The 21,721-nt window shown below is 37.7% G+C and carries 21 protein-coding genes and 2 pseudogenes; 1 reads left to right on the forward strand and 22 read right to left on the reverse strand.

Annotated features, from left to right (window positions below; genetic code table 11):
- Positions 1-81: 81 nt before the first annotated feature.
- The 19 genes and pseudogenes from ileS to ADF62_RS07675 form a co-directional block, all read right to left on the reverse strand.
- On the reverse strand, positions 82-2,880 hold the full coding sequence (gene ileS / locus ADF62_RS07590) for an isoleucine--tRNA ligase (protein ID WP_048788517.1): 2,799 nt from the start codon (positions 2,878-2,880) through the stop codon (positions 82-84).
- A gap of 248 nt (positions 2,881-3,128) precedes the next feature.
- Entirely contained in the window at positions 3,129-4,004 is an 876-nt protein-coding gene (locus tag ADF62_RS07595; protein ID WP_003097437.1) for a DivIVA domain-containing protein, read from the reverse strand.
- A 12-nt stretch (positions 4,005-4,016) separates the two neighbouring features.
- Entirely contained in the window at positions 4,017-4,157 is a 141-nt protein-coding gene (locus ADF62_RS07600) for a DivIVA domain-containing protein (RefSeq protein ID WP_003094392.1), read from the reverse strand.
- Between the two features lie 30 nt (positions 4,158-4,187).
- Positions 4,188-4,988 carry an RNA-binding protein gene (locus ADF62_RS07605; RefSeq protein ID WP_048788518.1) on the reverse strand — a complete coding sequence of 267 codons (801 nt, stop codon included), beginning with the start codon at positions 4,986-4,988 and terminating at the stop codon, positions 4,188-4,190.
- Complete coding sequence (locus tag ADF62_RS07610; RefSeq protein ID WP_003094075.1) at positions 4,988-5,245, reverse strand: YggT family protein; 258 nt, start codon at positions 5,243-5,245, stop codon at positions 4,988-4,990. Before ADF62_RS07610 ends, ADF62_RS07605 begins: the two co-directional genes overlap by 1 nt.
- Positions 5,246-5,248: 3 nt before the next feature.
- Positions 5,249-5,833, reverse strand: a complete 585-nt coding sequence (locus tag ADF62_RS07615) for a cell division protein SepF (protein WP_003094206.1) — start codon at positions 5,831-5,833, stop codon at positions 5,249-5,251.
- A 4-nt stretch (positions 5,834-5,837) separates the two neighbouring features.
- On the reverse strand, positions 5,838-6,521 hold the full coding sequence (locus tag ADF62_RS07620; RefSeq protein WP_037621717.1) for a YggS family pyridoxal phosphate-dependent enzyme: 684 nt from the start codon (positions 6,519-6,521) through the stop codon (positions 5,838-5,840).
- A 2-nt stretch (positions 6,522-6,523) separates the two neighbouring features.
- Positions 6,524-6,679 (reverse strand): annotated as a pseudogene (locus tag ADF62_RS11915) (cell division protein FtsZ); the annotation flags it as partial.
- A gap of 179 nt (positions 6,680-6,858) precedes the next feature.
- Positions 6,859-7,846, reverse strand: a pseudogene (gene ftsZ / locus ADF62_RS07625) (cell division protein FtsZ); the annotation flags it as partial.
- 28 nt (positions 7,847-7,874) lie between these two features.
- Positions 7,875-9,251, reverse strand: coding sequence for a cell division protein FtsA (ftsA, locus tag ADF62_RS07630; protein ID WP_003097444.1), 1,377 nt, complete (start codon positions 9,249-9,251; stop codon positions 7,875-7,877).
- A gap of 125 nt (positions 9,252-9,376) precedes the next feature.
- The gene (locus ADF62_RS07635) at positions 9,377-10,501 is read right to left on the reverse strand and encodes a cell division protein FtsQ/DivIB (RefSeq protein WP_003094410.1); all 1,125 of its coding nucleotides are present in this window, start codon (positions 10,499-10,501) and stop codon (positions 9,377-9,379) included.
- Between the two features lie 9 nt (positions 10,502-10,510).
- Positions 10,511-11,581 (reverse strand): UDP-N-acetylglucosamine--N-acetylmuramyl-(pentapeptide) pyrophosphoryl-undecaprenol N-acetylglucosamine transferase, encoded by a 1,071-nt coding sequence (locus tag ADF62_RS07640; protein WP_048788519.1) that lies wholly within the window; start codon positions 11,579-11,581, stop codon positions 10,511-10,513.
- Between the two features lie 3 nt (positions 11,582-11,584).
- Positions 11,585-12,937 carry a UDP-N-acetylmuramoyl-L-alanine--D-glutamate ligase gene (gene murD, locus ADF62_RS07645; RefSeq protein ID WP_003097447.1) on the reverse strand — a complete coding sequence of 451 codons (1,353 nt, stop codon included), beginning with the start codon at positions 12,935-12,937 and terminating at the stop codon, positions 11,585-11,587.
- Positions 12,938-13,060: 123 nt separating this feature from the next.
- Entirely contained in the window at positions 13,061-13,333 is a 273-nt protein-coding gene (locus ADF62_RS07650) for a DUF3165 family protein (protein ID WP_003093713.1), read from the reverse strand.
- A gap of 19 nt (positions 13,334-13,352) precedes the next feature.
- Positions 13,353-15,203 carry a translational GTPase TypA gene (gene typA / locus ADF62_RS07655; protein WP_003094855.1) on the reverse strand — a complete coding sequence of 617 codons (1,851 nt, stop codon included), beginning with the start codon at positions 15,201-15,203 and terminating at the stop codon, positions 13,353-13,355.
- Between the two features lie 138 nt (positions 15,204-15,341).
- Positions 15,342-16,310 (reverse strand): ROK family glucokinase, encoded by a 969-nt coding sequence (locus tag ADF62_RS07660; protein ID WP_048788520.1) that lies wholly within the window; start codon positions 16,308-16,310, stop codon positions 15,342-15,344.
- Positions 16,303-16,509, reverse strand: a complete 207-nt coding sequence (locus ADF62_RS07665) for a YqgQ family protein (RefSeq protein WP_039976413.1) — start codon at positions 16,507-16,509, stop codon at positions 16,303-16,305. The genes ADF62_RS07660 and ADF62_RS07665 overlap by 8 nt, the downstream gene beginning before the upstream one ends.
- 110 nt (positions 16,510-16,619) lie before the next feature.
- Positions 16,620-17,057 carry a Fur family transcriptional regulator gene (locus ADF62_RS07670; protein WP_048788521.1) on the reverse strand — a complete coding sequence of 146 codons (438 nt, stop codon included), beginning with the start codon at positions 17,055-17,057 and terminating at the stop codon, positions 16,620-16,622.
- A gap of 88 nt (positions 17,058-17,145) precedes the next feature.
- On the reverse strand, positions 17,146-17,667 hold the full coding sequence (locus ADF62_RS07675; protein ID WP_003093383.1) for a Dps family protein: 522 nt from the start codon (positions 17,665-17,667) through the stop codon (positions 17,146-17,148).
- 108 nt (positions 17,668-17,775) lie between these two features.
- Between ADF62_RS07675 and ADF62_RS07680 the strand changes: the two genes are divergently transcribed.
- Positions 17,776-18,423: a prepilin peptidase gene (locus ADF62_RS07680; RefSeq protein ID WP_048788522.1), complete on the forward strand. Its 648-nt coding sequence runs from the start codon at positions 17,776-17,778 to the stop codon at positions 18,421-18,423.
- Positions 18,424-18,463: 40 nt separating this feature from the next.
- Here ADF62_RS07680 and ADF62_RS07685 read toward each other — a convergent pair whose 3' ends face one another.
- From ADF62_RS07685 to holA, 3 genes are all read right to left on the reverse strand, one after another.
- Positions 18,464-19,843: a serine hydrolase gene (locus tag ADF62_RS07685; protein ID WP_082162595.1), complete on the reverse strand. Its 1,380-nt coding sequence runs from the start codon at positions 19,841-19,843 to the stop codon at positions 18,464-18,466.
- Between the two features lie 96 nt (positions 19,844-19,939).
- Positions 19,940-20,545 (reverse strand): superoxide dismutase SodA, encoded by a 606-nt coding sequence (gene sodA / locus ADF62_RS07690; protein ID WP_048788523.1) that lies wholly within the window; start codon positions 20,543-20,545, stop codon positions 19,940-19,942.
- A 95-nt stretch (positions 20,546-20,640) separates the two neighbouring features.
- Positions 20,641-21,675, reverse strand: coding sequence for a DNA polymerase III subunit delta (gene holA / locus ADF62_RS07695; protein ID WP_048788524.1), 1,035 nt, complete (start codon positions 21,673-21,675; stop codon positions 20,641-20,643).
- Positions 21,676-21,721: the final 46 nt, after the last annotated feature.

Here is a 21,721-nt window from a genome sequence, read left to right on the forward strand (position 1 = left end):
AAAGAGAAGACCTATCAGGTCCTCTCTAGATGTTAGCTTTTCGTCACCCACTACAGTTGACAAGGAGCGACTCTTTTTAGCTTATTTTGCTTTAACTTCGAAACCTTCTGCCACACCTTCAGCAAAGTTTTCTTCGATAATGCTAGCACAGTGATCACAGATAGTCGCGTTGTAGCTACGTTCTTTAGTAGTTGGATCAATACGACGACAACGGTCGCATACTTCACCTTCAGCACGTTCTACTGTGAATGAAACACCTTGGAAGCTTACAGCAGATTCAGGAACATCTTCTTCAGCAATTGTTAGAGCTGAAACAATCAAAAGTTGAGCAAGGTTAGTATTCAAACTTTCAAGAAGTTCTTTAACTTCAGCACCTGGATAGATAGTTAAATGAGCTTCAAGCGATTTACCAATAACTTTCTCATTACGAGCTTCTTCCAAAGCTTTTTGAGCTTGTCCACGGAAGTCCATAAAGGCATTCCATTTTTCAAGAAGTGCATCTTGATTTGCAAAATCTTCTGCTTCTGGCAACTCTGACAATTGAACATAGTCTTCATTTTCAAATTCAAGATATGACCAAATTTCTTCTGCCGTATGAGGAAGGATTGGAGTCAAGAGTTTTGTAATCTTAACAAGAATATCGTAGAAGACTGTTTGCATTTGACGACGTTCAAGTGATTCAGCGCTCTCAATGTAAACGACATCTTTGGCAAAATCAAGATAGAAGGCTGACAATTCAACATTAATAAAGTTAACCAAAGCTTTGTAAATAGTCAAGAATTCAAAGTTTGCATAGGCATCACGAATAGTCTTAACCAATTGGTTGAAACGAATAGTCATATATTGATCGACAGAGCGCAAGTCTTCGAAGGCTACTGCATCAGTTGTTGGATTGAAGTCAGAAGTATTAGCAAGCAAGAAACGAAGTGTGTTACGAATCTTACGATAAGATTCTGATACTTGGCTAAGGATATCCATTGAGATACGAACGTCATTGCTAGTATCTACACTTGTTACCCAAAGACGAAGAATTTCAGCACCAAATTGTTTCTCAACATCACTAGGCGCAATGGTATTTCCAAGAGATTTAGACATCTTTTCACCCTTACCATCAAGTGCAAAACCTTGAGACAAGAGTTGTTTATATGGTGCAACACCATGATTGGCAACTGAGGTGATAAGTGATGAGTTGAACCAACCACGGTATTGGTCTGAACCTTCGAGATAGAGATCAGATGGATATGTTAACTCTGGACGGTTTACAACAACACCATTCCATGATGATCCTGAGTCAAACCACACATCCATAATATCATTTTCTTTAGTGAACTCACCATTTGGTGAACCTGGATGTGTGAAACCTTCTGGAAGAAGATCTTTGGCATCACGTTCCCACCAGATAACTGAACCGTGCTCTTCGAAAAGTTTAGCCACATGTTCGATCGTTTCTTCAGTCATGATTGGTGTTTTATCTTCAGCATAGAAGATTGGGAGTGGTACACCCCAAGCACGTTGACGAGAGATTACCCAGTCACCACGGTCACGAATCATGTTGTAGAGACGAACTTTCCCCCACTCAGAATGGAATTTAACTTTTTCAATCTCATCCAAAATCTCTTGACGGAATTTAGAAACAGATGCAAACCATTGTGGCACAGCACGCCAGATGATTGGTTTCTTCGTACGCCAGTCAAATGGGTATGAGTGTGAGATTTCTTCTTTCGCAAGAAGCAAATCGCCGAGTTTTTCCATAACAATTGGTGCCACTTTATCGTAGAACTGACCTTCAAAATCAGGACCAGCATTTTCCATCATGATACCACGCTCATTAACAGTTACCGCAACTTCAAGGCCATTAGCGATACCTACATTATAGTCATCCTCACCAAAACCAGGAGCCGTATGGACGATACCTGTACCAGAATCTGTAGTAACGTGGTCACCAAGGATAACAAGCTCATCAACTTCTGTATCCCAAGGGTGTTCTGTAACGATTTGATTTAATTCATCACCACGGTAAGTATTAAGAACTTCTACTTCAGCCCAACCAAATTTCTCAGAAAGACTATTTAGTAATTCAGAAGCAACAATAAACTTACGAGTTTCTCCAGCAGGTTTTACAAGAACATACTCAATATCTGCACCTACAGTCAAACCACGTGAAGCTGTCACTGTAAATGGTGTTGTAGTCCAAACAACAATATAAGTATCAGTATCTAAAACACCTTTACCATCTTTAACCTTATTGGCATAGTAAAGAGATGTTGAAACCAAATCATGATATTCAATCTCTGCTTCAGCAAGTGCTGATTCTGATGACCATGACCAGTATACAGGTTTCGCACCTTGATAGATATAGCCCTTTTTAGCCATTTCACCAAAGACACGGATTTGTGCAGCCTCATAATCTGGTGTCAAAGTAACATATGGGTTATCCCAATCAGCCGAAACACCAAGACGTTTGAAATCTTCACGTTGTTTGTCAACTTGTGAAAGTGCATAATCGCGACACATCTTAAGATATTCAGTACGATCAAGTTCTTTACGTTTCACACCTTGTTTTGCCAACACTTGTTCAATTGGAAGACCATGCGTATCCCAACCAGGAACGTAAGGAGCATAGAAACCAGACATTGATTTTGAACGAACAATGATATCCTTAGAAATCTTATTCATCGCATGTCCAACGTGAATATTACCATTGGCATATGGAGGACCATCATGAAGAGTGAAGTGAGGTTTACCTTGGTTCAACTCTTGACGACGTTGATACATCTTAGCATCTTCCCACTCTTTTTGCCAGAGTGGTTCTTTATTAGGAAGTCCAGCACGCATTGGAAAAGCTGTCTTACCTAGATTTAAAGTTTCTTTAAGTTTCATTATATCTCCTCTTTAATTTAATTCTACTAAATAAAAAGAGCCTTCATCAAAAAAAGGACGAAAGCTCGTGGTACCACCTTAGTTTAGAGCACGTAAAATTGCTCCCTCAAATGTCCGTAAGGAGGACCTCCCTTCTAGCTTACTTATTTCAGTTAGAATGCTTGAAAATGATAACTATCCAAATAGGGAATGTGGGACTCACACCATCTCCCACTCGCTGTTAATATACTTGGTAAGTTGTATTTTTCTTATTCGCCAATATTTAATTTAAAAGTTTGTGTTTCATTAAGGTTGATTTCAACACTTGCTTCTGGTTGCAAATCAATCTCCTCGTCTACAAGTGTAGAAGTTGGAAAATCAGCTACTTCACTTTCGAATGAATCTGCAATACCAAAATCTACTGGAATTGAAGTAATATCATTTGTTTCGTCAATATCTGGATTAGAGAAATCTTCAACTTGTTTATTGCTTTCAGCAACGCGACGTTGAAGTTCAGCCATTTCGTCAGGAGTGAATTGACGAGTTGCATCGAACGAAGCAGCATCATTTGAATCTGGAACATGTTCATCCAGCACTTTTTCAACAACTTCTTTAAAGGCAGCATCTGAGTTTTGAAGATAAATAGCTGTTGGTTGCAACAATTCCCCCCACTCTGGAGCATTTGCCAAGCTAAGTTGACCTTCAACTGCAGCCAAAAGACGTTGGTGGAAAACACGACTTTGACGTTTAAGTTCTTCAGTTTCAATGGCAACACGTTTTGCTTCATCTGTAGCATCACGAAGAATTTCAGATGCCTTAGATTTAGCTTCTTCAATCAAGTGTGTCGCATTAAAGTTGGCCTTGTTAATCAAGTTAGCTGATTCATCTGCTGCTGAAGCTTTAACTTTTTCAGCTGTTTCTTGAGCCAAGATAACTGACTGGCTCAATGATTCTTTCATTTCGTCAAAATAAGCCAATTTTTCTTCAAGCTCTTTTACACGAGTAGAAAGTTCACGATTGTCACGAACTAAATCTTCATAATCATCTACGATAATATCAAGAAATTCATCTACTTCTTGTTCATTGTATCCACGAAATTTAGTGGTAAACTGTTTATCTTTAATATCAAGTGCTGTGATTGCCATTACAGGCCTCCTTTATTTTTTTACCATTTCTTCAAACTCTTTTACATGAGCAACAAGTTCACGATTTCCATGAACTAAATCTTCATAACTATCTACGATAATATCAAGAAAATCATCTACTTCTTGTTCATTACAGATCTCCTCAAGTTTCATTAGCATCTCTGATGCTTTTAAATTAAATACCTACTTTTGTCGTCTTAGAAGACTGTCGATGACGACCTTAGCTTTTCCTGATTTAGAAATTCCTTCTTGTTGAGCTAGACGAAATCGGCCAAAACCTCTAACTGAAATCATATCACCAATAGATATTGTCTGATCAGCTTTCTCAATTTGCCTATAATTAAGTTTGACTTTTCCTGAAGCAATTAGCTTTAAAGCATTTGAACGTGATATTTTTAATACTGTAGCTAACACATTATCAAGACGCATACTAGAAAGCAAGACAAAAAATTGAGAATATTTTTCTTGATTTGAAATCCAATCATCTTTACTTGCTTCTCTAAGCGTAACCGAAACCTTACCGATTTTAGTAATAGTCATTATTGCATAGCTGGCTAGATGAGAAGCAATATTAAATTGAACTCGGCCTTCTTCATCAAGAATGACATCTCCAAATACTTGACGTTCAAGACCAAGTTGATTGATCAGTGCGCCCAAAATTTTGGGGTGTATCAATTTATTAAATTGTCTAGCATAAGAAATCTCTAATCGTTTAATTTCAAAGTCATCTTCATCAAGCTCATAATAATCCGGTGCAAGAATCACTCTTCCATACTCTTCGTTATCAAAAGTTGAACTTACAAAAAATTTTAAATTATAGTAATTTGCTAAATCTTTGACAATCTGGATTTCACGAGGATTTAAGAAATCAGTCAAATAGGGGCTATACCGATCTTCAACTAATTGACAAAATCCCTTAACCTTTTCTAAAAAAAGACGTTCTTCTAACGAGTAATGCTGTTCAATATTTTTTTGTTCAAACATCAAAATAGGACAACCTTAAGAATACTAAGAGAGAAATTTAACAAAAGTATAATTGCGATAATTGAAAAATCAATACCAGCAAAAACCAAATTCAGCCTACGAAATGGCGCAAGAATTGGCTGAACAATTTGTCTAATAGTCTTTCCAAGAGCTGTATCATAAGCTCCTGGAAACCAAGATAACAAAGCATAGATTACAAGGAGTATCTCTACTAAGTTAACAATACGTGCCCAAATAACATATAGTAATACAGACATGGCTTAACGTCTCTTCATGTCGAAGTCGAAAGTAGCTTCTTGATTTCCATGAGTCAAACCAATCTCTTCGATGTCAACAACAACGTTGATTGGTGTGAGCAAGTACATGGAAGAACCAACTTTTTGTAAGTTTCCTGTAAGTACCTTGCTAGCACCATCAATAAAGTCTAAACAACGACGAGCTTGTGCTTCTAACATATATTGAAAATCAATTAAAACACATTCATTTTCAATCAAAAGTTCTACAATTTCTTGAGCATCTTCATATTTTTTAGGATATTTAATTGCAATTGTAGTTTTAGTTATATTCATTTGTTGGGATCCCTGACTAGCTTGTGATCGACTCAAAGGTAAACTACGAAGGACTTGAGTTTCCTGTACGTCTGAATTGATATGTTGGCGACGAGGAGGGACTGTTGCCTGAGGACGCTCAGGTTTACGTTGCTGTCGAGGGGGTGGTGTATGCCCAGTTTTCTGTACTTTAACTGGACGTTCTTTAGCCTCTTCTTTAGCAACATCTTCATAATCTGTTACTTCGTCGGTATCAAAATATGAAACAATTTTATCAATTGCATCTTTTATTGCCATAAGGTTATTCTCCGTTCTCTTTAAAGAATGCACTGCCTATTCTAACAAAGGTTGATCCATTCTGAATAGCCATGTCATAGTCTCGACTCATCCCCATGCTTAGTTGATCACAAGGAACATTCTTTATTTTTTTATCTTGAATTGATTGTCTAAGTTCATTTGTCTCAGCAAAAATCTTATCAAGTTCTTGAGCATTCGCATCAATTGGAGCCATAGTCATTAGCCCTACTATACAAATTTTATCAAGATTTTCAATGTGATTTAGAACTGTATCAAGTTCTTCAGGTGGAAAACCATGTTTCGACTCCTCACCTGAAACATTAACTTGTAGGAAGCAATTAATGGTATGATCCGCACGCTTTTGAATTTCCTCTGCCAATTTAACAGAATCCAAAGCATGAAAATAATCAACTAAATTAATAACATCCTTTACTTTTCGACGTTGTAAACTACCAATAAGGTGCCATGTCAAATCATATTTTTTTAATGCCTGATACTTATCTAAAAATTTATCAACACGGTTTTCAGCAATGTGTTTAATTCCCGTTTCAACCAATTCTTCAGCGATTTCACTTGAAACATACTTAGTTACGGCAATTATATTGACTTCTTCGCTAGAGCGATTAGCTTTTTCACATGCTTTTTTTACCGCTTGATAAATACCATTTTTATTATCTTCTATAGTCATCATTAACGGTTTTTAAAAAATGGTGGTGTCTCCAATTCATCGTCATCTTCAACATCACTTGAGAATGTAGACATCGTTAATTGACTATCAAGTTCACCTGTTTCAGGACGAGAAATATCATCACGTTTCAAATCCCAATGTCCAAAAGCTGACTGCTCTTGTTGAGATGCTGCCACAGCAGGACGAACTCCTGATTGTGACATTGAAGGTGTTTCATTGTAGTCTAAGTTCAGTTGACGTTCAAATGAAGGTTGAGAACCTGGACGTTGTTGTTCTTGAGCCACTTGCTGAGTAGGAACTGACGATTGTGAAGGAGATGTAGTCACTTTACGTGGTCGGGCTTTCATACCAGATACCTTTTCAGCACGATCTTGACGAACCCCTGTTGCAACAACCGTTACACGAATTTCATCTTTCAAAGTATCATCGATTGATGTACCAAGCCAAATATTAACACCGTTACCAGCAGCTTGACCAACGATTTCAGATGCTTCTTCTGCCTCTGTAAGAGTCATATCAAGTCCACCAGTTACGTTAACAATAACATCTTCTGCACCATCGATAGTTGTTTCAAGAAGCGGTGAATAGATTGCTTTGCGTGCAGCTTCAACAATACGTTCTTCACCAGAACCAATACCAATCCCCATAAGCGCATTACCTTTATTTGCCATAACTGTTTTCACATCAGCAAAGTCGAGGTTGATTAAACCTGGGTTGGTAATAAGGTCTGTAATCCCTTGTACCCCTTGGCGTAGGACATTATCTGCTTCACTAAGGGCTTCAAGAAGTGGAGTTTTCTTATCAACGATTTCAAGAAGGTTGTTGTTAGAGATAATAAGAAGAGTATCAACTTGCTCACGCAATTCTTGAATACCTTCAACAGCGAAGGAACCGCGCTTATTACCTTCAAATCCAAATGGACGTGTAACCACTGCTACTGTCAATGCACCCAAGCTTTTAGCAATACGTGCAATAACTGGTGCTGCCCCTGTACCAGAACCACCACCCATACCAGCAGTAATAAATACCATATCAGCTCCTGTAAGTGCCTCTGTAAGTGTTTCTTCACTTTCTTCAGCTGCTTTACGACCAACTTCAGGTTGACCTCCAGCACCAAGACCACGAGTCAATTTAGGACCTAATTGGATAACTGTTTCTGCTTTAGAAGAGCTGAGTGCTTGAATATCCGTGTTAGCTGCAATAAATTCAACACCAGCAAGACCTTCTTCAATCATTCGGTTGATGGCATTTCCTCCACCTCCACCGACACCGATAACTTTAATTACCGCACCCTGAACTGATGCGCTATCAAATGAAAAACTCATTTTATTTCCTCACTTTTACTAGATTCAATTAATCAAACATACTTCCGAAGATTCCACGAACACGATCTCCGAGTTTTTGTTTTTGTTCATGATTTTCTTCATCAACCGGTAGAGGTACCTCAACGGTATTCTCAACTGGAATACGATTTTGTTGTGGAGTCACTCGGGGTGCTGAAGTAGTAGTTCTATCAAAACTCAAGGTAGGCGCCTCATTGTCGATAGGTTTACGACGAAGATACTCTTCACCACACACAGCTTGCTGAGCAATAATATCAACTTCTGTAAGGAGACCAACATACTCAACAAGACTAATTACATTTGCAAACATTGGATTACGGATACCAACTTGGTTAGGTATATAAAGTTTCACATTTGTCTCAAAAATTTCCTGAGCAACTTCAACCACACCTGGCATGATGGCTGTTCCACCTACAAGGACAATACCACCAGGCAAATCAAGTAGGCGACCTCGTGTCAAGTCTTGTTTAACTCTATCCAAGATATGCTTCACACGAGCTGAGATAATCTCAGCAAGATATTTCTCAGTGATTTCAACAGGTGAATTTTCACCTACAACCTCTACCTGAACAGTTTCAGTTTCACTTGCTTCTCCAATGTCAGCATTACCAAAATTAAACTTAAGCGCTTCTGCAATTTGCATAGATGTTTTCAAGACTTTTGAAATATCCTTGGTGATATATTCGCCACCCTCAGAGTAAATATTAGTAAACTGAAGTTCTTGAGCACGCATGCTTGCAACAGTCGTTTGGCCACCACCCATATCAATAACAGTAGCACCAAATTCACGCTCACCTTCATTTAAGACAGCACGAGTCATTGCAAGAGGAGAGATGATGATATTCTCAACCTGAATACCTGCACGCTCAACTGTCTTACGAAGATTGTGAAGAATTGTTGTTGGTCCTGTGTAAATGAGGCCTCTCATTTCAAGACGAATCCCCATCATTCCACGAGGATCACGAATCCCTTGAAAACCATCAACGATAAACTCTTCAGGAACTAGTGAGATAACCTCACGCTCAGGTGTAATACTCTTAGTCAAGGCTGAGCGAACAACACTTTCAACGTCTTCATCTTTGATTTCTTTTGATTCACTTGTTACAGGAATCATACCTTGTGTAGGCTCAATTTGAAGAAGATTGGCTGGAAGCCCAACATTCACTTGCTCAATCACAATACCAGCTTTTTCTTCTGCTTGCTCAATAGCTGTTTTGATTGATTTTGCTGCAGCGTCAATATCAACAATGATGCCATCTTTCACACCAGAACTCTTAACATTACTTACTCCGATGACATTCATTGATCCATCAATAAACTCAGCAACAAGAACCTTAATCGAGCTAGTTCCTATATCTAATCCTGTAAAAAAGCCATCTCTAGCCATTCACTCGACCTCTCAATCTTTCCATTCAATATCTTTGTAAACTGTATAAATACAGAATTATTCGGATACTATTGTACCATAAAAAAACGTAAAATGTCAGCATTTTACGTTTTTATTATTCAATATTAGCCTTGAATAGGGGAAGTTTGAAGAGTTCTATCTTGATTAACAGTCGGATTTCCTACTCCTTGAATATCTGAATTTTCAGCATTAGCTTCTTCCTCAGTATTTTGTTCACTTAGTGTCGTTGTTCCTTGACCCTCGTCGGAAATTTCTTTATCTTCCTTCTTATCTGTCTTGTTTTTATCTTTCTTTTTATCCTTATCAGTTTTTGATGATTCTACTTCAGGAGTTGTTGTATAGAGGCCAACCTCCATATCTACAATACTTCCATCTGAAAGCTTACTCTTAATTTTCTCGTAATAAGGTAACTTAGTCGTTAATTGAGAAAGGGGAACGCGAATAGAATTTCCATCATATAACTCAATTGTCAACAAATCTGTAGTAGCTTTTGTAGGCGTTAAATTAATAATTTGAATATTAGTCTTGATTTTACTATCAAGTTTATTCAACTCTTTTACTAAATCTTCAATTTTCTTTTCATCATCCATCTTTAAAGTGATGAATTTATCTGGTAGATTTCCTGTCGAAACAGTCCCTCCAGTCTTACCATTTTCAAGAATAGAAACATATCCATTTGATGTTTGACGATAAGCCACGATTGGATATTCTTTCACTGCAATATTAAATTGATTTGGAAAACTATAAGTTACTGTAGCCTTTTTGACCCAAACGTTGGTCTTTTCAACAGTTGATGCAACCTCTTCTTGGTTGAAAAAGACGTGAGTAATATAATCTGTATCAAGAATACCACTTGCAACTTTCACATCTTCTGGTAGAGCATTTTTTGTTCCTGATACTGTAAGAATCTTTTGCTTAGACCAAGGCGAAATAAAGAAGAGTGAAAATACGATTAAAATCGCAGCTATAAAAATAACAAGTCCTGCAAGATTTTGTTGTGCAATTGGAATATTGCTAGTCGTATTGACTTTTTTTCTTTTTTTCTTCTTGACCTTTTTTTTTACTGGTATTTTGTTCTCCTGAGATGTGGCTTTTTCTGGATAAACGCCTGTTTTGTTAGTCATCTCTTCTGAATCTTTGGTTTCTTTTTTTCTCAAAAATTCTAGATTTCGCTTCTGCCACTCCGTCAGAACTTTTTTTTCTTGTGATTTTTGATCCTTTTTTGCCATGAAATTCCTTTATTTATTTGAAATACTAGTCACTAATAGGTTGTAAAAATCATCAGGAGAAGTGATTTCCTCAGATTTAGCCATAGCTTCTTTGTAAGTCTCTGCATGTTCAACAAGTTGTTCAAGCTCGTGATTTAATGTCTCCCAACTTAATTCCGGTTCCTGCAATTGACGAGCGTAACCCTTTCTTTCAAAATAGTCAGCATTTTCAAGTTGGTCCCCACGGCTAGCTTCTTTTCCTAGAGGAACGATTAAATGAAGTTTTTTCATAGCCAACAATTCAAAAATAGTATTTGAACCACCACGAGTTACAACTAAATCCGCCAAATCCATAAGAGGTTGGTACAAATCTGTCACATAATCAACTCTATAAAGATGACGCTTCAGGGTATTTAATGAAGAATCCCCAGATATATTGATGATATTATAGTGCTCAATCAGTTCTGGAGTTTTGCTAATAAAATCATTAAACACCTTTGCACCAGCTGATCCCCCAATAAAAAGGACTGTTTTTAGTTTCTCATCAAACTGTTCTTTAACCTCATCTAGTTGATCTGAATTATCAGACCTTGTCATACCCACCTTAGTAATAGCACCGACATGCTTTGTCTTCACCAAAGCTTTTGATTGTTCAAAAGTCGTAAACATAGTAGTTGCAAACTTGTATGCGATTTTATTGGCTAAGCCCATAGACAAGTCAGACTCGTGAACATATACAGGAACTCTTAATAATTTAGATGCGATAACTGGTGGCACAGATACAAATCCACCTTTTGAAAAGAGTGCTTGGGGACGAATCTTAGCAATGATTGCAATTGACTGTAGAATCCCCCAACCAACTTTAAAGACATCCAACATGTTTTGCCATGAAAAATAACGACGTAGTTTACCTGTAGCGATACTATGGAAGGTTACATCTAAACCAGACTTATCAATTTGTTCGTGTTCGATACCATGTTTATCACCGATATAGTGCACTTCCCATCCATCTTTTAGAAACTTTGGAATTAAGATAAGATTTAAGGTCACATGTCCAACTGTCCCTCCACCAGTAAAAACAATCTTTTTCGATTTTGCCATAGCCTATCCCTTCAATCGCTCAACAGTTGTGATAAATTCATCACCACGCACTTCGAAATTCTTGTACATATCCCAACTTGCGTTAGCGGGACTCAACAGGACAACATCTCCTGCACTAGCTTGTTCAAAGGCAATACGTGTCGCATCGGCCACGTCTTTGGCATCCAGATGGGTCACACCAGCTCTATCTGCAGCACGTTTGACACGAGGAGCTGATTCTCCCAAAATTACCATTTTCTTAAGACCAATAATATCAGGAATGAGTTCATCGAATTCATTACCACGGTCCAACCCACCGGCAATCAAAATGACTTTACTATTATCAAAGCCAGAAAGTGCTTTTTGTGTCGCTAAAATATTTGTTGACTTACTATCATTATAGAATTTTACATTATCAATCGTATCAACAAATTGAAGACGGTGTTTAACCCCACCAAAGCTTGAGAGAGTTTCTTTAATTGCCTGGTTGGAAACACTTGACAATTTTGCTACAGCAATTGTCGCTAAAGCATTTTCAACATTGTGACTTCCTGGAACTCCAAGTTCATCAGCATGCATTACCAATTCACCTTTGAAGTAGAGGCCACCATTTTCCAGATAAGCACCATCTACTTTTTCCACAGTTGAGAAGGGAACGACTTGTGCATTTGTTTGCGTAGCTAACTCTTTAGCCAAATCTTGATTAAAGTTTAAAATAACAAAATCGTCTGATGTCATTTTGTTTTGAATATTCCATTTGGCAGCCACGTATCCTTCAAAGCTACCATGGTAGTCAATATGCGTCGGCATCAAGTTCGTAATCACAGCAATATGTGGATGGAAGCTCTCAATTCCCATCAATTGGAAGGAAGACAACTCCATAACCAAAGTATCCTGATTTGTCACTGATTGCGCTACTTCTGATGCAGGGAAACCAATATTCCCAGACAAGACACCTGACTTGCCACCATAATTTAAAACATCAGCAATCATAGTTGTTGTGGTTGTCTTACCGTTTGAACCTGTAATACCGATAATTGGTGCTTCAGAGACTAGGTAAGCCAACTCAACTTCAGTCCAAACTGGAATTTCTTTTTCAAGCGCACGAGCTACCATTGGATTATCATACCGAATTCCAGGATTCTTGACCATTAATTCAAAATTTTCATCCAAAAGTTCAAGAGGATGTCCACCACAGACAACCTTAATTCCTTCTTCAAGAAGCGCCTGTGCTGATGGGTTTTCTTCAAATGGTTTACCGTCATTTACTGTGACAATAGCACCCAACTTAGCCAAAAGACGAGCCGCTGCTTCACCAGATTTAGCCAAACCAAGGACTAAAACTTTTTTATTTTCAAATTGTGTTATTAATTTCATAATTCATCCACTCTCTCAAATTGTATCATAACCATTTTACCCTTTATCACAAGCTATTTCAAGGAGTAGTCTTTTCTAGATACAGAAAAAAAGCCAATCTGTTAGATTGGCTTTAATATCATGCTACTTATTTTCATCTTGTTGAGCTTTATCACGATTGAGCTCTGGCATGGCGAAAAAATCTTTCAAGGTGAAATAGCTTAATGCAAGCATTCCTACCGTGACAAAGAACTCACCAGGTAAACTGAAGAATTTAATGATTGATAACACTGCTAAAAGCAAGAGCAATGCTAAGGTAGCCATGACAAAGAGAAGATTCATAGTGTTTTTTACCGACTTTGGTGCAATAAAGAAATAGAATGAAGCAATCAATATGGCAACAATCAGATAAAACATCTCTTCTCCTATCTAAAGATTATTCAGCTTCCGCCGCTTTTTTCTTACGTTTATTAGCTTTATCACGCTCTGCTTTATTCAAAATTTGTTTACGCAAGCGAATAGATTCAGGTGTTACTTCCATGTATTCATCATCATCCAAGAATTCAAGTGATTCTTCAAGTGTCAAGATACGTGGAGTCTTAATAACAGCCGTCTGGTCCTTAGTAGCTGAACGCACGTTTGTCATTTGTTTTGCTGTAGTAATGTTAACACCAAGGTCATTTTCACGAGCATTCTCACCGACAATCATACCTTCATAAACTTCAGTACCTGGGTTAACAAAGATAGTACCACGTTCTTCGATACGCATAATTGAGTAAGTTGTCGCTTTACCTGTATCGATAGAAACGAGGGCACCACGGTGACGGCCACCAATTTCACCAGCAACAACTGGCAAGTATTGGTCGAAGGTATGGTTCATGATACCGTAACCACGTGTCATAGACAAGAATTCAGTAGAGAATCCGATAAGTCCACGAGCTGGTACAAGGAAGATAAGGCGAGTTTGACCATTACCAACCATTTGCATATCAAGCATGTCACCTTTACGTTCTGAAAGGGCTTGGATGATAGAACCTTGGTACTCTTCTGGAGTATCAATTTGAACACGTTCAAATGGTTCGCATTTCACTCCGTCAATTTCCTTGATGATAACTTCTGGACGTGACACTTGAAGTTCATATCCTTCACGACGCATTGTTTCGATAAGGATTGATAAGTGCAATTCACCACGACCTGAGACAGTCCATTTATCTGGTGAATCAGTTGGATCAACACGTAGTGAAACGTCTGTTTGCAACTCAGCCAAAAGACGCTCTTCGACTTTACGTGATGTCACGTGTTTACCTTCGCGACCAGCAAATGGTGAGTTATTTGCCAAGAAAGTCATTTGAAGTGTTGGTTCGTCAATACGAAGAACTGGCAATGGTTCAACAGCATCAGTTGGTGTGATTGTTTCACCGACAAAGATATCTTCCATACCTGAGATAGCAATCAAGTCACCAGCTTTGGCTTCTTCAATTTCACGACGCTCCAAACCAAAGAAACCGAAAAGTTTAGTAACACGGAAGTTCTTTGTTGTTCCGTCAAGTTTCGAAAGGGTAACTTGGTCACCAACTTTTACAGTTCCACGGAAGATACGTCCAATACCGATACGACCAACGAAATCATTGTAGTCAAGAAGCGACACTTGGAATTGAAGAGGCTCATCTGAGTTATCTACAGGAGCTGGGATGTGTTCAATAATAGTGTCAAAGATTGGAGCCATAGTGTGCTCTTGATCAGCAGGGTTATCTGACAATGATGATGTTCCATTAATAGCTGATGCATAAACAACTGGGAATTCCAATTGATCATCATCTGCACCGAGTTCAATGAATAGTTCTAGGACTTCATCAACAACTTCTTCAGGACGAGCTGAGGGTTTATCAATCTTGTTGACAACAACAATTGGTGTCAAATTTTGCTCAAGAGCTTTTTTCAATACAAAACGTGTTTGAGGCATTGTCCCTTCATAAGCATCGACGACAAGAACAACACCGTCAACCATTTTCATGATACGTTCAACTTCTCCACCAAAGTCCGCGTGCCCTGGTGTGTCCATGATATTGATACGAGTACCTTTGTAAGCAACGGCTGTATTCTTAGCAAGGATGGTAATACCACGCTCTTTTTCAAGATCGTTAGAGTCCATTGCACGCTCATCAAGTTCCTTACGTTCATCAAGGGTGTGTGATTGTTTCAACAATTCATCTACAAGTGTTGTTTTTCCGTGGTCAACGTGGGCAATAATGGCAACGTTACGGATATCTTCTCTAAGTTTAGTCATTTTTTCCTCTTTATTATTTATTTCAACTTTTCAAGTATACCACATTTTCAATAAAATGGCAGAGATCAGATAATTGTAAACGTTTTTCAACAAAAAAAGTGCTACCTTCCCTTATCCGGTTAGGCGCACTTTATCTCATTATTTGTCAATACTACAAGCAAGACTAGCAGCTCCAATGATTCCCGCATCATTTCCAAGCTCCGCTAATTTCACTTTTGTTGTACGGCGAACTTGTGGGAATGCATAACGTTTAAAGTATCCTTCAACACGACTACGCAAAAACTCTCCTGCGGCAGAAACACCTCCACCGATAACAACAGAATCTGGGTTAAGAATGTTTGAGATGTTTGCTGTTGCAAGTCCGAGGTATTCAGAGACTTTATCAACAATGCTATTAGCAAACTTATCACCTTCAGCAGCAGCTACGAAGATATCTTTACTTGTCACTTGCTCACCATTGTCTACAGCAGCTTTAATAGAAGAGTTTCCTTCGTATCCTTCTGCCAAATGATGTGCTAAACGTACAACACCTGTTGCTGAAGCTACAGTTTCCAGACACCCCTTGTTTCCGCAAGTACAGTCAAATCCTGTTTCAGGTTCAACAATAATGTGACCAATTTCTCCACCAGCACCGGCAACACCATGAATTAAGTTACCATCAGCGATAACACCGCCACCAACACCTGTTCCCAATGTTACAAAGACAACATCCGGATTGTTAGCACCAGCACCAACCCAACGTTCACCCAGTGCAGCCACATTAGCATCATTATCAATAGCGAATGGAATACCAAGTTCTTTTTCAATGACAGAGCCAACTTCTTGAGTTTCTGCCCAGTTCAAGTTAAAAGCACCCGTTACTGTTTTATTTTTTCGGTCAACTGCACCTGGAGATCCCATACCAATTCCAATAAAATCTTCAGCAGTAAGTCCATACATTTCCAAACGGTGTTTCAAAGACTCTACAATGTTAGGAACAATGTGGCTACCATTTTCAAGCGTATTTGTTTCAATAGCCCATTTTTCTTGAACTTCACCATCTGCAGTCAAAATACCAAACTTAACAGTTGTTCCACCAAGGTCAATACCTAAGAGTTTCTTACTCATTTTCTTTCTCCATTTCAATGCGATGTTCACGTCGTAAAATCATTTCAGCAATAAGATAGTTTTCCTTGTCTATCAAAGCATTCTGATAAAGAGCTTCCAATTCAATCTTCATCATCTCGATATCATAGAGCCTTTTACCCAAGTAAACTACTATCCCAAACTGCTTCAACAACTGTTGAACGTCATATAATGTTTTCATAGAAATATTTTAGCAAAAAGCTTAAGGCATGACAAGATAATTTTGAAAACCTTTACAGATTATTATGTAACTAGACAAAAAGCCTAAGTCTATTTAACTTAGGCTCTTATCTATTGACAATTCGGACAAATGCCATGCAAAATCATCTGCTCACGAGTAATACGAAATCCTGTTTGCGATTCTACCTCTTCTTTGAAAGACGGAATCGGTAAATCTAAATCAGTAATTTGACCACATTTTTCACAAACAATGTTTAAGTGGTCATGCCCCATAAAATCATAATATGTTGTATTATCATTATTAACCTTAATTTCAGAGACAATTCCCTCTTCAACCAACACTTTCAAGTTGTTATAGATCGTCGCCAAACTCATACCCGGATTATCGGGGAGAAGGTCATAATATATCACATCAGCACTAGGATGTTGATCAGACATCATTAAATAGCGGATAACAGCTTTACGAGATTCGGTCAATCGAATCCCTTTAGCTTTTAACTGATTCAGGACATCTTCATAAACACCTAGACTATGTCGATGCTCAGACATATCGCCGCCTCCCTTCTTCTAAAAGTATTTTGTGTCTATTATACACTTTTAGAGGAACTCTTGACAATCATCTTAACTCAAAATTTGATTATTTCAAGCCTGGTGCTTGTCCAAGTTCAGCAGTCAACATCCAGATAGTCTTATCAATTTCTGATTTTGCGGCTGTAAAGATATCATTTGAAGGAGCATCTCCTTCTTCATCTGTGATATCCAAACCAACTTGGAACAAGACAGACAAGTATTTATATGTATCAACCAATAACTGAATTTGATCAGACATTGATTTATCAAATGTACCAGTAGTTTCAGTCAAACCTGAATTAGATGAAAACTCTACCAAAGTTGAGTAAGGTTCACCACCAATAGTAATCAAACGTTCACTGATCTCATCAAGATGGGCATTCAAACTATCCATCAATTCATCCATTTTTGGGTGAAGATAAAGGAAACCAGGACCACGCATATACCAATGAACTTGATGCACAATAGAAGCTGCTACAGACAAATCGGCAACTGCTTGATTTAATACTGCTTTGGTTTTTGTATTTGTTGGTGTCTCTGCTTGATGATTAACTGTTTCATTGATTGTTTCTTTAATTGAATGTGCCATATTCTTTCTCCTTATTTAGAATTATTATCGTTTATATCTATATTTTAGAATATTTCTAAATAAGATGCAAGTGAAATGCTTTTTCTGTCTTTTTTCGAATAGTTAGGTATGCTTAGTATTTTATATTTTTTTCTTGGTGCCTCTTTAGGCTCGTTTATTGGATTGATTTGTGATCGTTTTCCTGAGAAGTCGATTATTTTTCCCAGAAGCCATTGCAATCAGTGTGGGCATCCGTTACGTTTTTTCGAAATGATTCCTATCCTATCGCAACTTTTCTTAAGATTCAGATGTCGGTTATGCCAAAGCTCTATCCCATACCGTTACCTCTTCTTGGAATTGTTTTGTGGAGGAATACTTCTTCTTTATTTCTATGACTACCTAGATTTCGGAAGAACCTATTTGCTTCTTTTCAGTCTTTGTGTAACTATTTTTGATTTAAAAAATAAATCATATCCCCTTCTAATTTGGGTTCTTGGAACACTAGCTCTCCTTTGTTTGGGAAACCACTACCTCACTTTTACCTTAGGAATAAGTTTAGCCGCCCTGTCGTATTTCAAACGTTTAAATATTGGTGAAGGTGATTTTCTCTATTTGGCCAGTGTCTCCCTCATTTTCCCATTTTCCAAAATACTATTAGCTATTGAACTAGCTTGCCTATTTGGGCTTATGTACTTCATAGTACGTAGAAACCCTAATGAAACAGTAGCTTTTGTCCCTTTTCTCTTTGTGAGTGTTCTAATTCTTACCTTCATGTAATAGCATAGAAAAAAAGCCGATTATTTCGGCTTTTTCAGTATTAATTCATATTAACACGGTGCCACTCATTAATAACATAAGAGAGCATTCCCAATTGTTGAAGACCCCAACCACTAATTTCATCTGATTCCTCAGTTGAACCACCGAGGTAACGGGTATAGATTGCAACCATATAAGGTGTATCTTCCATAACGATAGCATCAACGTTGAGTGCTTCACGGACATAACCTGGTTTTTGATAAATTGTCAGATTAGGAAGATATGTCTTGTAGTACTCATTAGGGAATGACTCACCAATGTAGTGGAGAATATCCTTGTAATTATCTTGGTGTTTCCAAAGGTAATCCAAAACTTGGATGTAATAATCCGTCGTTGTCTTATTACCATGCATTTGGATAGTTTTCACTTCACCTTTTGATTTACCATATTTATCAAGCATGCCATAGAATTTTTCCATACCACCAAGGCGTTCCGCCAAAGCATAGGCTGGAGTATTTTCAGAGTAAACAAGAGAATACTCTTGCATTTCTGGAATAGTCATTGAACCACCGAAAGCAGCAACATAATTATCGTGTTCGCCTTGATACTCATACTCAGTATTAGTAATATCAAAACGTTCAGTTAAAGAAAGTTTTCCTTTATTAACCTGATCCATGACAAGCATGTTTAGTGGCAATTTGTAGGTCGATCCTGCAGTCATTGGCTGAGTATCATTCATAGAGAATTGCTCATTTGTCTTGGTATTTTTATATGAGAAAGCGATTTGGCTAGACTCGATCCCCTGATCAGCCATAAAAGCTTCAACTACTTGGTTCAATGTCATGTTAGCATAATCATAATACAAACCATTAGAATACATCGTATCTGCATCTGCTTCCATGACTGCTTTTTTAGCTTCAGATGACTTGTTGGTTGGAGTTACCTTTTCCTCTTTTTTCTTATCCTCTTTTTTAGTTATCTTAGAGTTAGAACCAAAAATGTTCCCAAGGTTCCCAGTGTGACCAGCCTGTTTTCCTCGTCCTGCTAAGGCAATCATAGCAACAAATACAAGAATAACCACTGCACCCAGAAGAGATAAGATAAGATAAGGTTTTTTATCATCACGGGATAATTTTGATCTAGATTTTTTAGAGCGTTTGCTTCTAAGTGATAAGGTTTCAGTTTTTTCTTCTTTTCCCTTGTGTCCTACTGGTACCGATGTTTCCTCAACTGGTTTCTTTTCTACTGATTTTTTAGAAACCTTTTTCTTATCTTTTTTGTTATTCTTCTCGTCGCTTCTTTCGACATCTTTTTTACTATCTTTGCTATCTCTCTTAACGTCTTTTTGAAGGTCTTGTTTTACCGAATCTTTCTTCTTGTATTTAGTTTTTCGGCGGCTTCCACCATACTTTTCACTTGAATATTTTTTCTTTTTTTTCATAATAGTAATAGTTTAAGCTATAATAACCTAAAAAGCAAGGAGATTTTACAACCATATTACAAAAAAACACCCTCAAGACTGAGGATGATTCTAGACTTATTTAGCTGCTGCGTAAAGCTCAGCAACTTTATTCCAATTGATGATTTCAAAGAAAGCTTTGATGTAGTTTGGACGTACGTTACGGTAGTTTAGATAGTAAGCATGTTCCCAAACATCAAGTGCCAAGATTGGTTTTTTACCGTCTGAGATAGGTGTATCTTGGTTGGCAGTTGAAACAACTTCAAGTTTACCTTCTGCATTAACCACAAGCCATGCCCAACCTGAACCAAAACGAGTTGTCGCTGCCGCAGTGAAAACTTCTTGGAAAGCTTCAAATGAACCGAATGCTTCGTTAATAGCGGCTGCTACTTCTGCAGTTGGTTCTTGTTTTTCTGGTGACAAAAGTTCCCAGAATAGTGCGTGATTAAGATGTCCACCACCATTGTTAATAAGTGCTTGACGGATGTCTGCTGGAATTTTTTCTACATCAGCCAAAAGCGCTTCAAGGTCCTCACCAATTTCAGGATATTTTTCAAGCGCAGCATTAGCATTTGCCACGTAAGTTGCATGGTGTTTGTCGTGGTGCAGAGTCATTGTTTCAGCATCAATGTATGGTTCCAAAGCATCGTAAGCGTAAGGAAGATCAGGAAGGATAATAGCCATAGTAAGGGTCCTCTTTTCATTTTTTCTTTATTTTACCGTAAAATGATAGAGCTTTCAAAAATTTTGCTTACAAAATCTTGGAAAGCTCCATTTTTTTAGCGGTTTGACGCTATTTTTAAAAGTGCTAAATCAAATAAATAATCTTTATCTAAAGTTCCTGTTTTTATCTGGTAGTCTGTCTCAACCAGAATCTTAATCGTTGTCTTTAAAAATGCAACTGATAAATGACGGCTATCTCTTATAGCATAGCGAACCTGAAATGGATTAACTTTCCGACTTAGATAGTCTGAAAGACTTGAAACAATTTGTTGCTCGCTTTTGCCTTGAGCAGATAACAATTTGACTTGTAGATAGGTACGGAATTGGCCCAACATAACAGCAATCAACTTAATCTCATCTTCTCCTTGCAATCGTAAATCATGAACCAATTCACGAACCCCCTGAATCTGTCCTCTCAAAAGAAGTTGAGTCATATCAAAAATGTTATCTTGCAAACTTTTAGGAATAGCCTCTGCAATGTCTTGCGATGAGATATTCCCTTCAGTTTTATAGCCTTTTAAAAACGCCAGATTTTTCTGAACATCTGAAAAATCAAAACTTGACTTGATTAAGAGCTCCTCAAAAACCCCTTTTTCAAAAATGAGTCCCTCTTGATGTGCCTGTTTTTGAAAATAAGTTCTAAGCTCTGCATCCTTTAAAGGGTTAGCTTCAAGTACCAAAGCATCACGTTTTAGGAGTTTAACCAACCGACGCTTCCCATCGAGCTTTCCAGAAGCCATTAAGACAAGACGTGTTGTTTCTACAGGTGATTGAAGATAATTTTCAAGACGTTTCAATGCTTTTTCATCTAGATAAGACTTTTTAGCAGTAGTCATATCTTCGAAATGATCAAAAATAACTACCTTTTCATCTGCAAAAAAAGGCATACTTTCCAAATCGAGCTCAGCATCTTGATAATCAGTCTCGGACATATCAAAATAGGAATAGGTCAAGTCACTTGGATCAAATCCAATTTGTTTTAAAAATTTTTCTTTAGCCTGACTATACTGCCCTAAATCCTCACCAACCAAGACAGTTATCGTGGGGAGTTTTTCTCTGGTCAGCTTTTCAATCGTTTCCATAGCAATCATGGTTATATTATATCAGAATTTTCATTATAACAAAAAGCTCACCACC

Source organism: Streptococcus sp. 1004_SSPC, assembly GCF_001069025.1.
Lineage (GTDB): Bacteria > Bacillota > Bacilli > Lactobacillales > Streptococcaceae > Streptococcus > Streptococcus vestibularis.

What these genes read in the sequence shown, in the direction of transcription:
- ADF62_RS07595 (WP_003097437.1), bottom strand. Translation starts at nt 4,004, where the DNA reads ATGGCAATCACAGCACTTGATATTAAAGATAAACAGTTTACCACTAAA.
- ADF62_RS07605 (WP_048788518.1), bottom strand. Translation starts at nt 4,988, where the DNA reads ATGTTTGAACAAAAAAATATTGAACAGCATTACTCGTTAGAAGAACGT.
- ADF62_RS07665 (WP_039976413.1), bottom strand. Translation starts at nt 16,509, where the DNA reads ATGAAAACATTATATGACGTTCAACAGTTGTTGAAGCAGTTTGGGATA.
- murD (WP_003097447.1), bottom strand. Translation starts at nt 12,937, where the DNA reads ATGAAATTAATAACACAATTTGAAAATAAAAAAGTTTTAGTCCTTGGT.
- ADF62_RS07610 (WP_003094075.1), bottom strand. Translation starts at nt 5,245, where the DNA reads ATGTCTGTATTACTATATGTTATTTGGGCACGTATTGTTAACTTAGTA.
- ADF62_RS07685 (WP_082162595.1), bottom strand. Translation starts at nt 19,843, where the DNA reads ATGAAAAAAAAGAAAAAATATTCAAGTGAAAAGTATGGTGGAAGCCGC.
- ftsA (WP_003097444.1), bottom strand. Translation starts at nt 9,251, where the DNA reads ATGGCTAGAGATGGCTTTTTTACAGGATTAGATATAGGAACTAGCTCG.
- ADF62_RS07670 (WP_048788521.1), bottom strand. Translation starts at nt 17,057, where the DNA reads ATGTCTGAGCATCGACATAGTCTAGGTGTTTATGAAGATGTCCTGAAT.
- ADF62_RS07650 (WP_003093713.1), bottom strand. Translation starts at nt 13,333, where the DNA reads ATGTTTTATCTGATTGTTGCCATATTGATTGCTTCATTCTATTTCTTT.
- sodA (WP_048788523.1), bottom strand. Translation starts at nt 20,545, where the DNA reads ATGGCTATTATCCTTCCTGATCTTCCTTACGCTTACGATGCTTTGGAA.
- ADF62_RS07620 (WP_037621717.1), bottom strand. Translation starts at nt 6,521, where the DNA reads ATGACTATAGAAGATAATAAAAATGGTATTTATCAAGCGGTAAAAAAA.
- ADF62_RS07680 (WP_048788522.1), top strand. Translation starts at nt 17,776, where the DNA reads ATGCTTAGTATTTTATATTTTTTTCTTGGTGCCTCTTTAGGCTCGTTT.
- ADF62_RS07660 (WP_048788520.1), bottom strand. Translation starts at nt 16,310, where the DNA reads ATGAGTAAGAAACTCTTAGGTATTGACCTTGGTGGAACAACTGTTAAG.
- ileS (WP_048788517.1), bottom strand. Translation starts at nt 2,880, where the DNA reads ATGAAACTTAAAGAAACTTTAAATCTAGGTAAGACAGCTTTTCCAATG.
- typA (WP_003094855.1), bottom strand. Translation starts at nt 15,203, where the DNA reads ATGACTAAACTTAGAGAAGATATCCGTAACGTTGCCATTATTGCCCAC.
- ADF62_RS07615 (WP_003094206.1), bottom strand. Translation starts at nt 5,833, where the DNA reads ATGGCAATAAAAGATGCAATTGATAAAATTGTTTCATATTTTGATACC.
- holA (WP_048788524.1), bottom strand. Translation starts at nt 21,675, where the DNA reads ATGATTGCTATGGAAACGATTGAAAAGCTGACCAGAGAAAAACTCCCC.
- ADF62_RS07640 (WP_048788519.1), bottom strand. Translation starts at nt 11,581, where the DNA reads ATGGCAAAATCGAAAAAGATTGTTTTTACTGGTGGAGGGACAGTTGGA.
- ADF62_RS07675 (WP_003093383.1), bottom strand. Translation starts at nt 17,667, where the DNA reads ATGGCACATTCAATTAAAGAAACAATCAATGAAACAGTTAATCATCAA.
- ADF62_RS07635 (WP_003094410.1), bottom strand. Translation starts at nt 10,501, where the DNA reads ATGGCAAAAAAGGATCAAAAATCACAAGAAAAAAAAGTTCTGACGGAG.
- ADF62_RS07600 (WP_003094392.1), bottom strand. Translation starts at nt 4,157, where the DNA reads ATGAAACTTGAGGAGATCTGTAATGAACAAGAAGTAGATGATTTTCTT.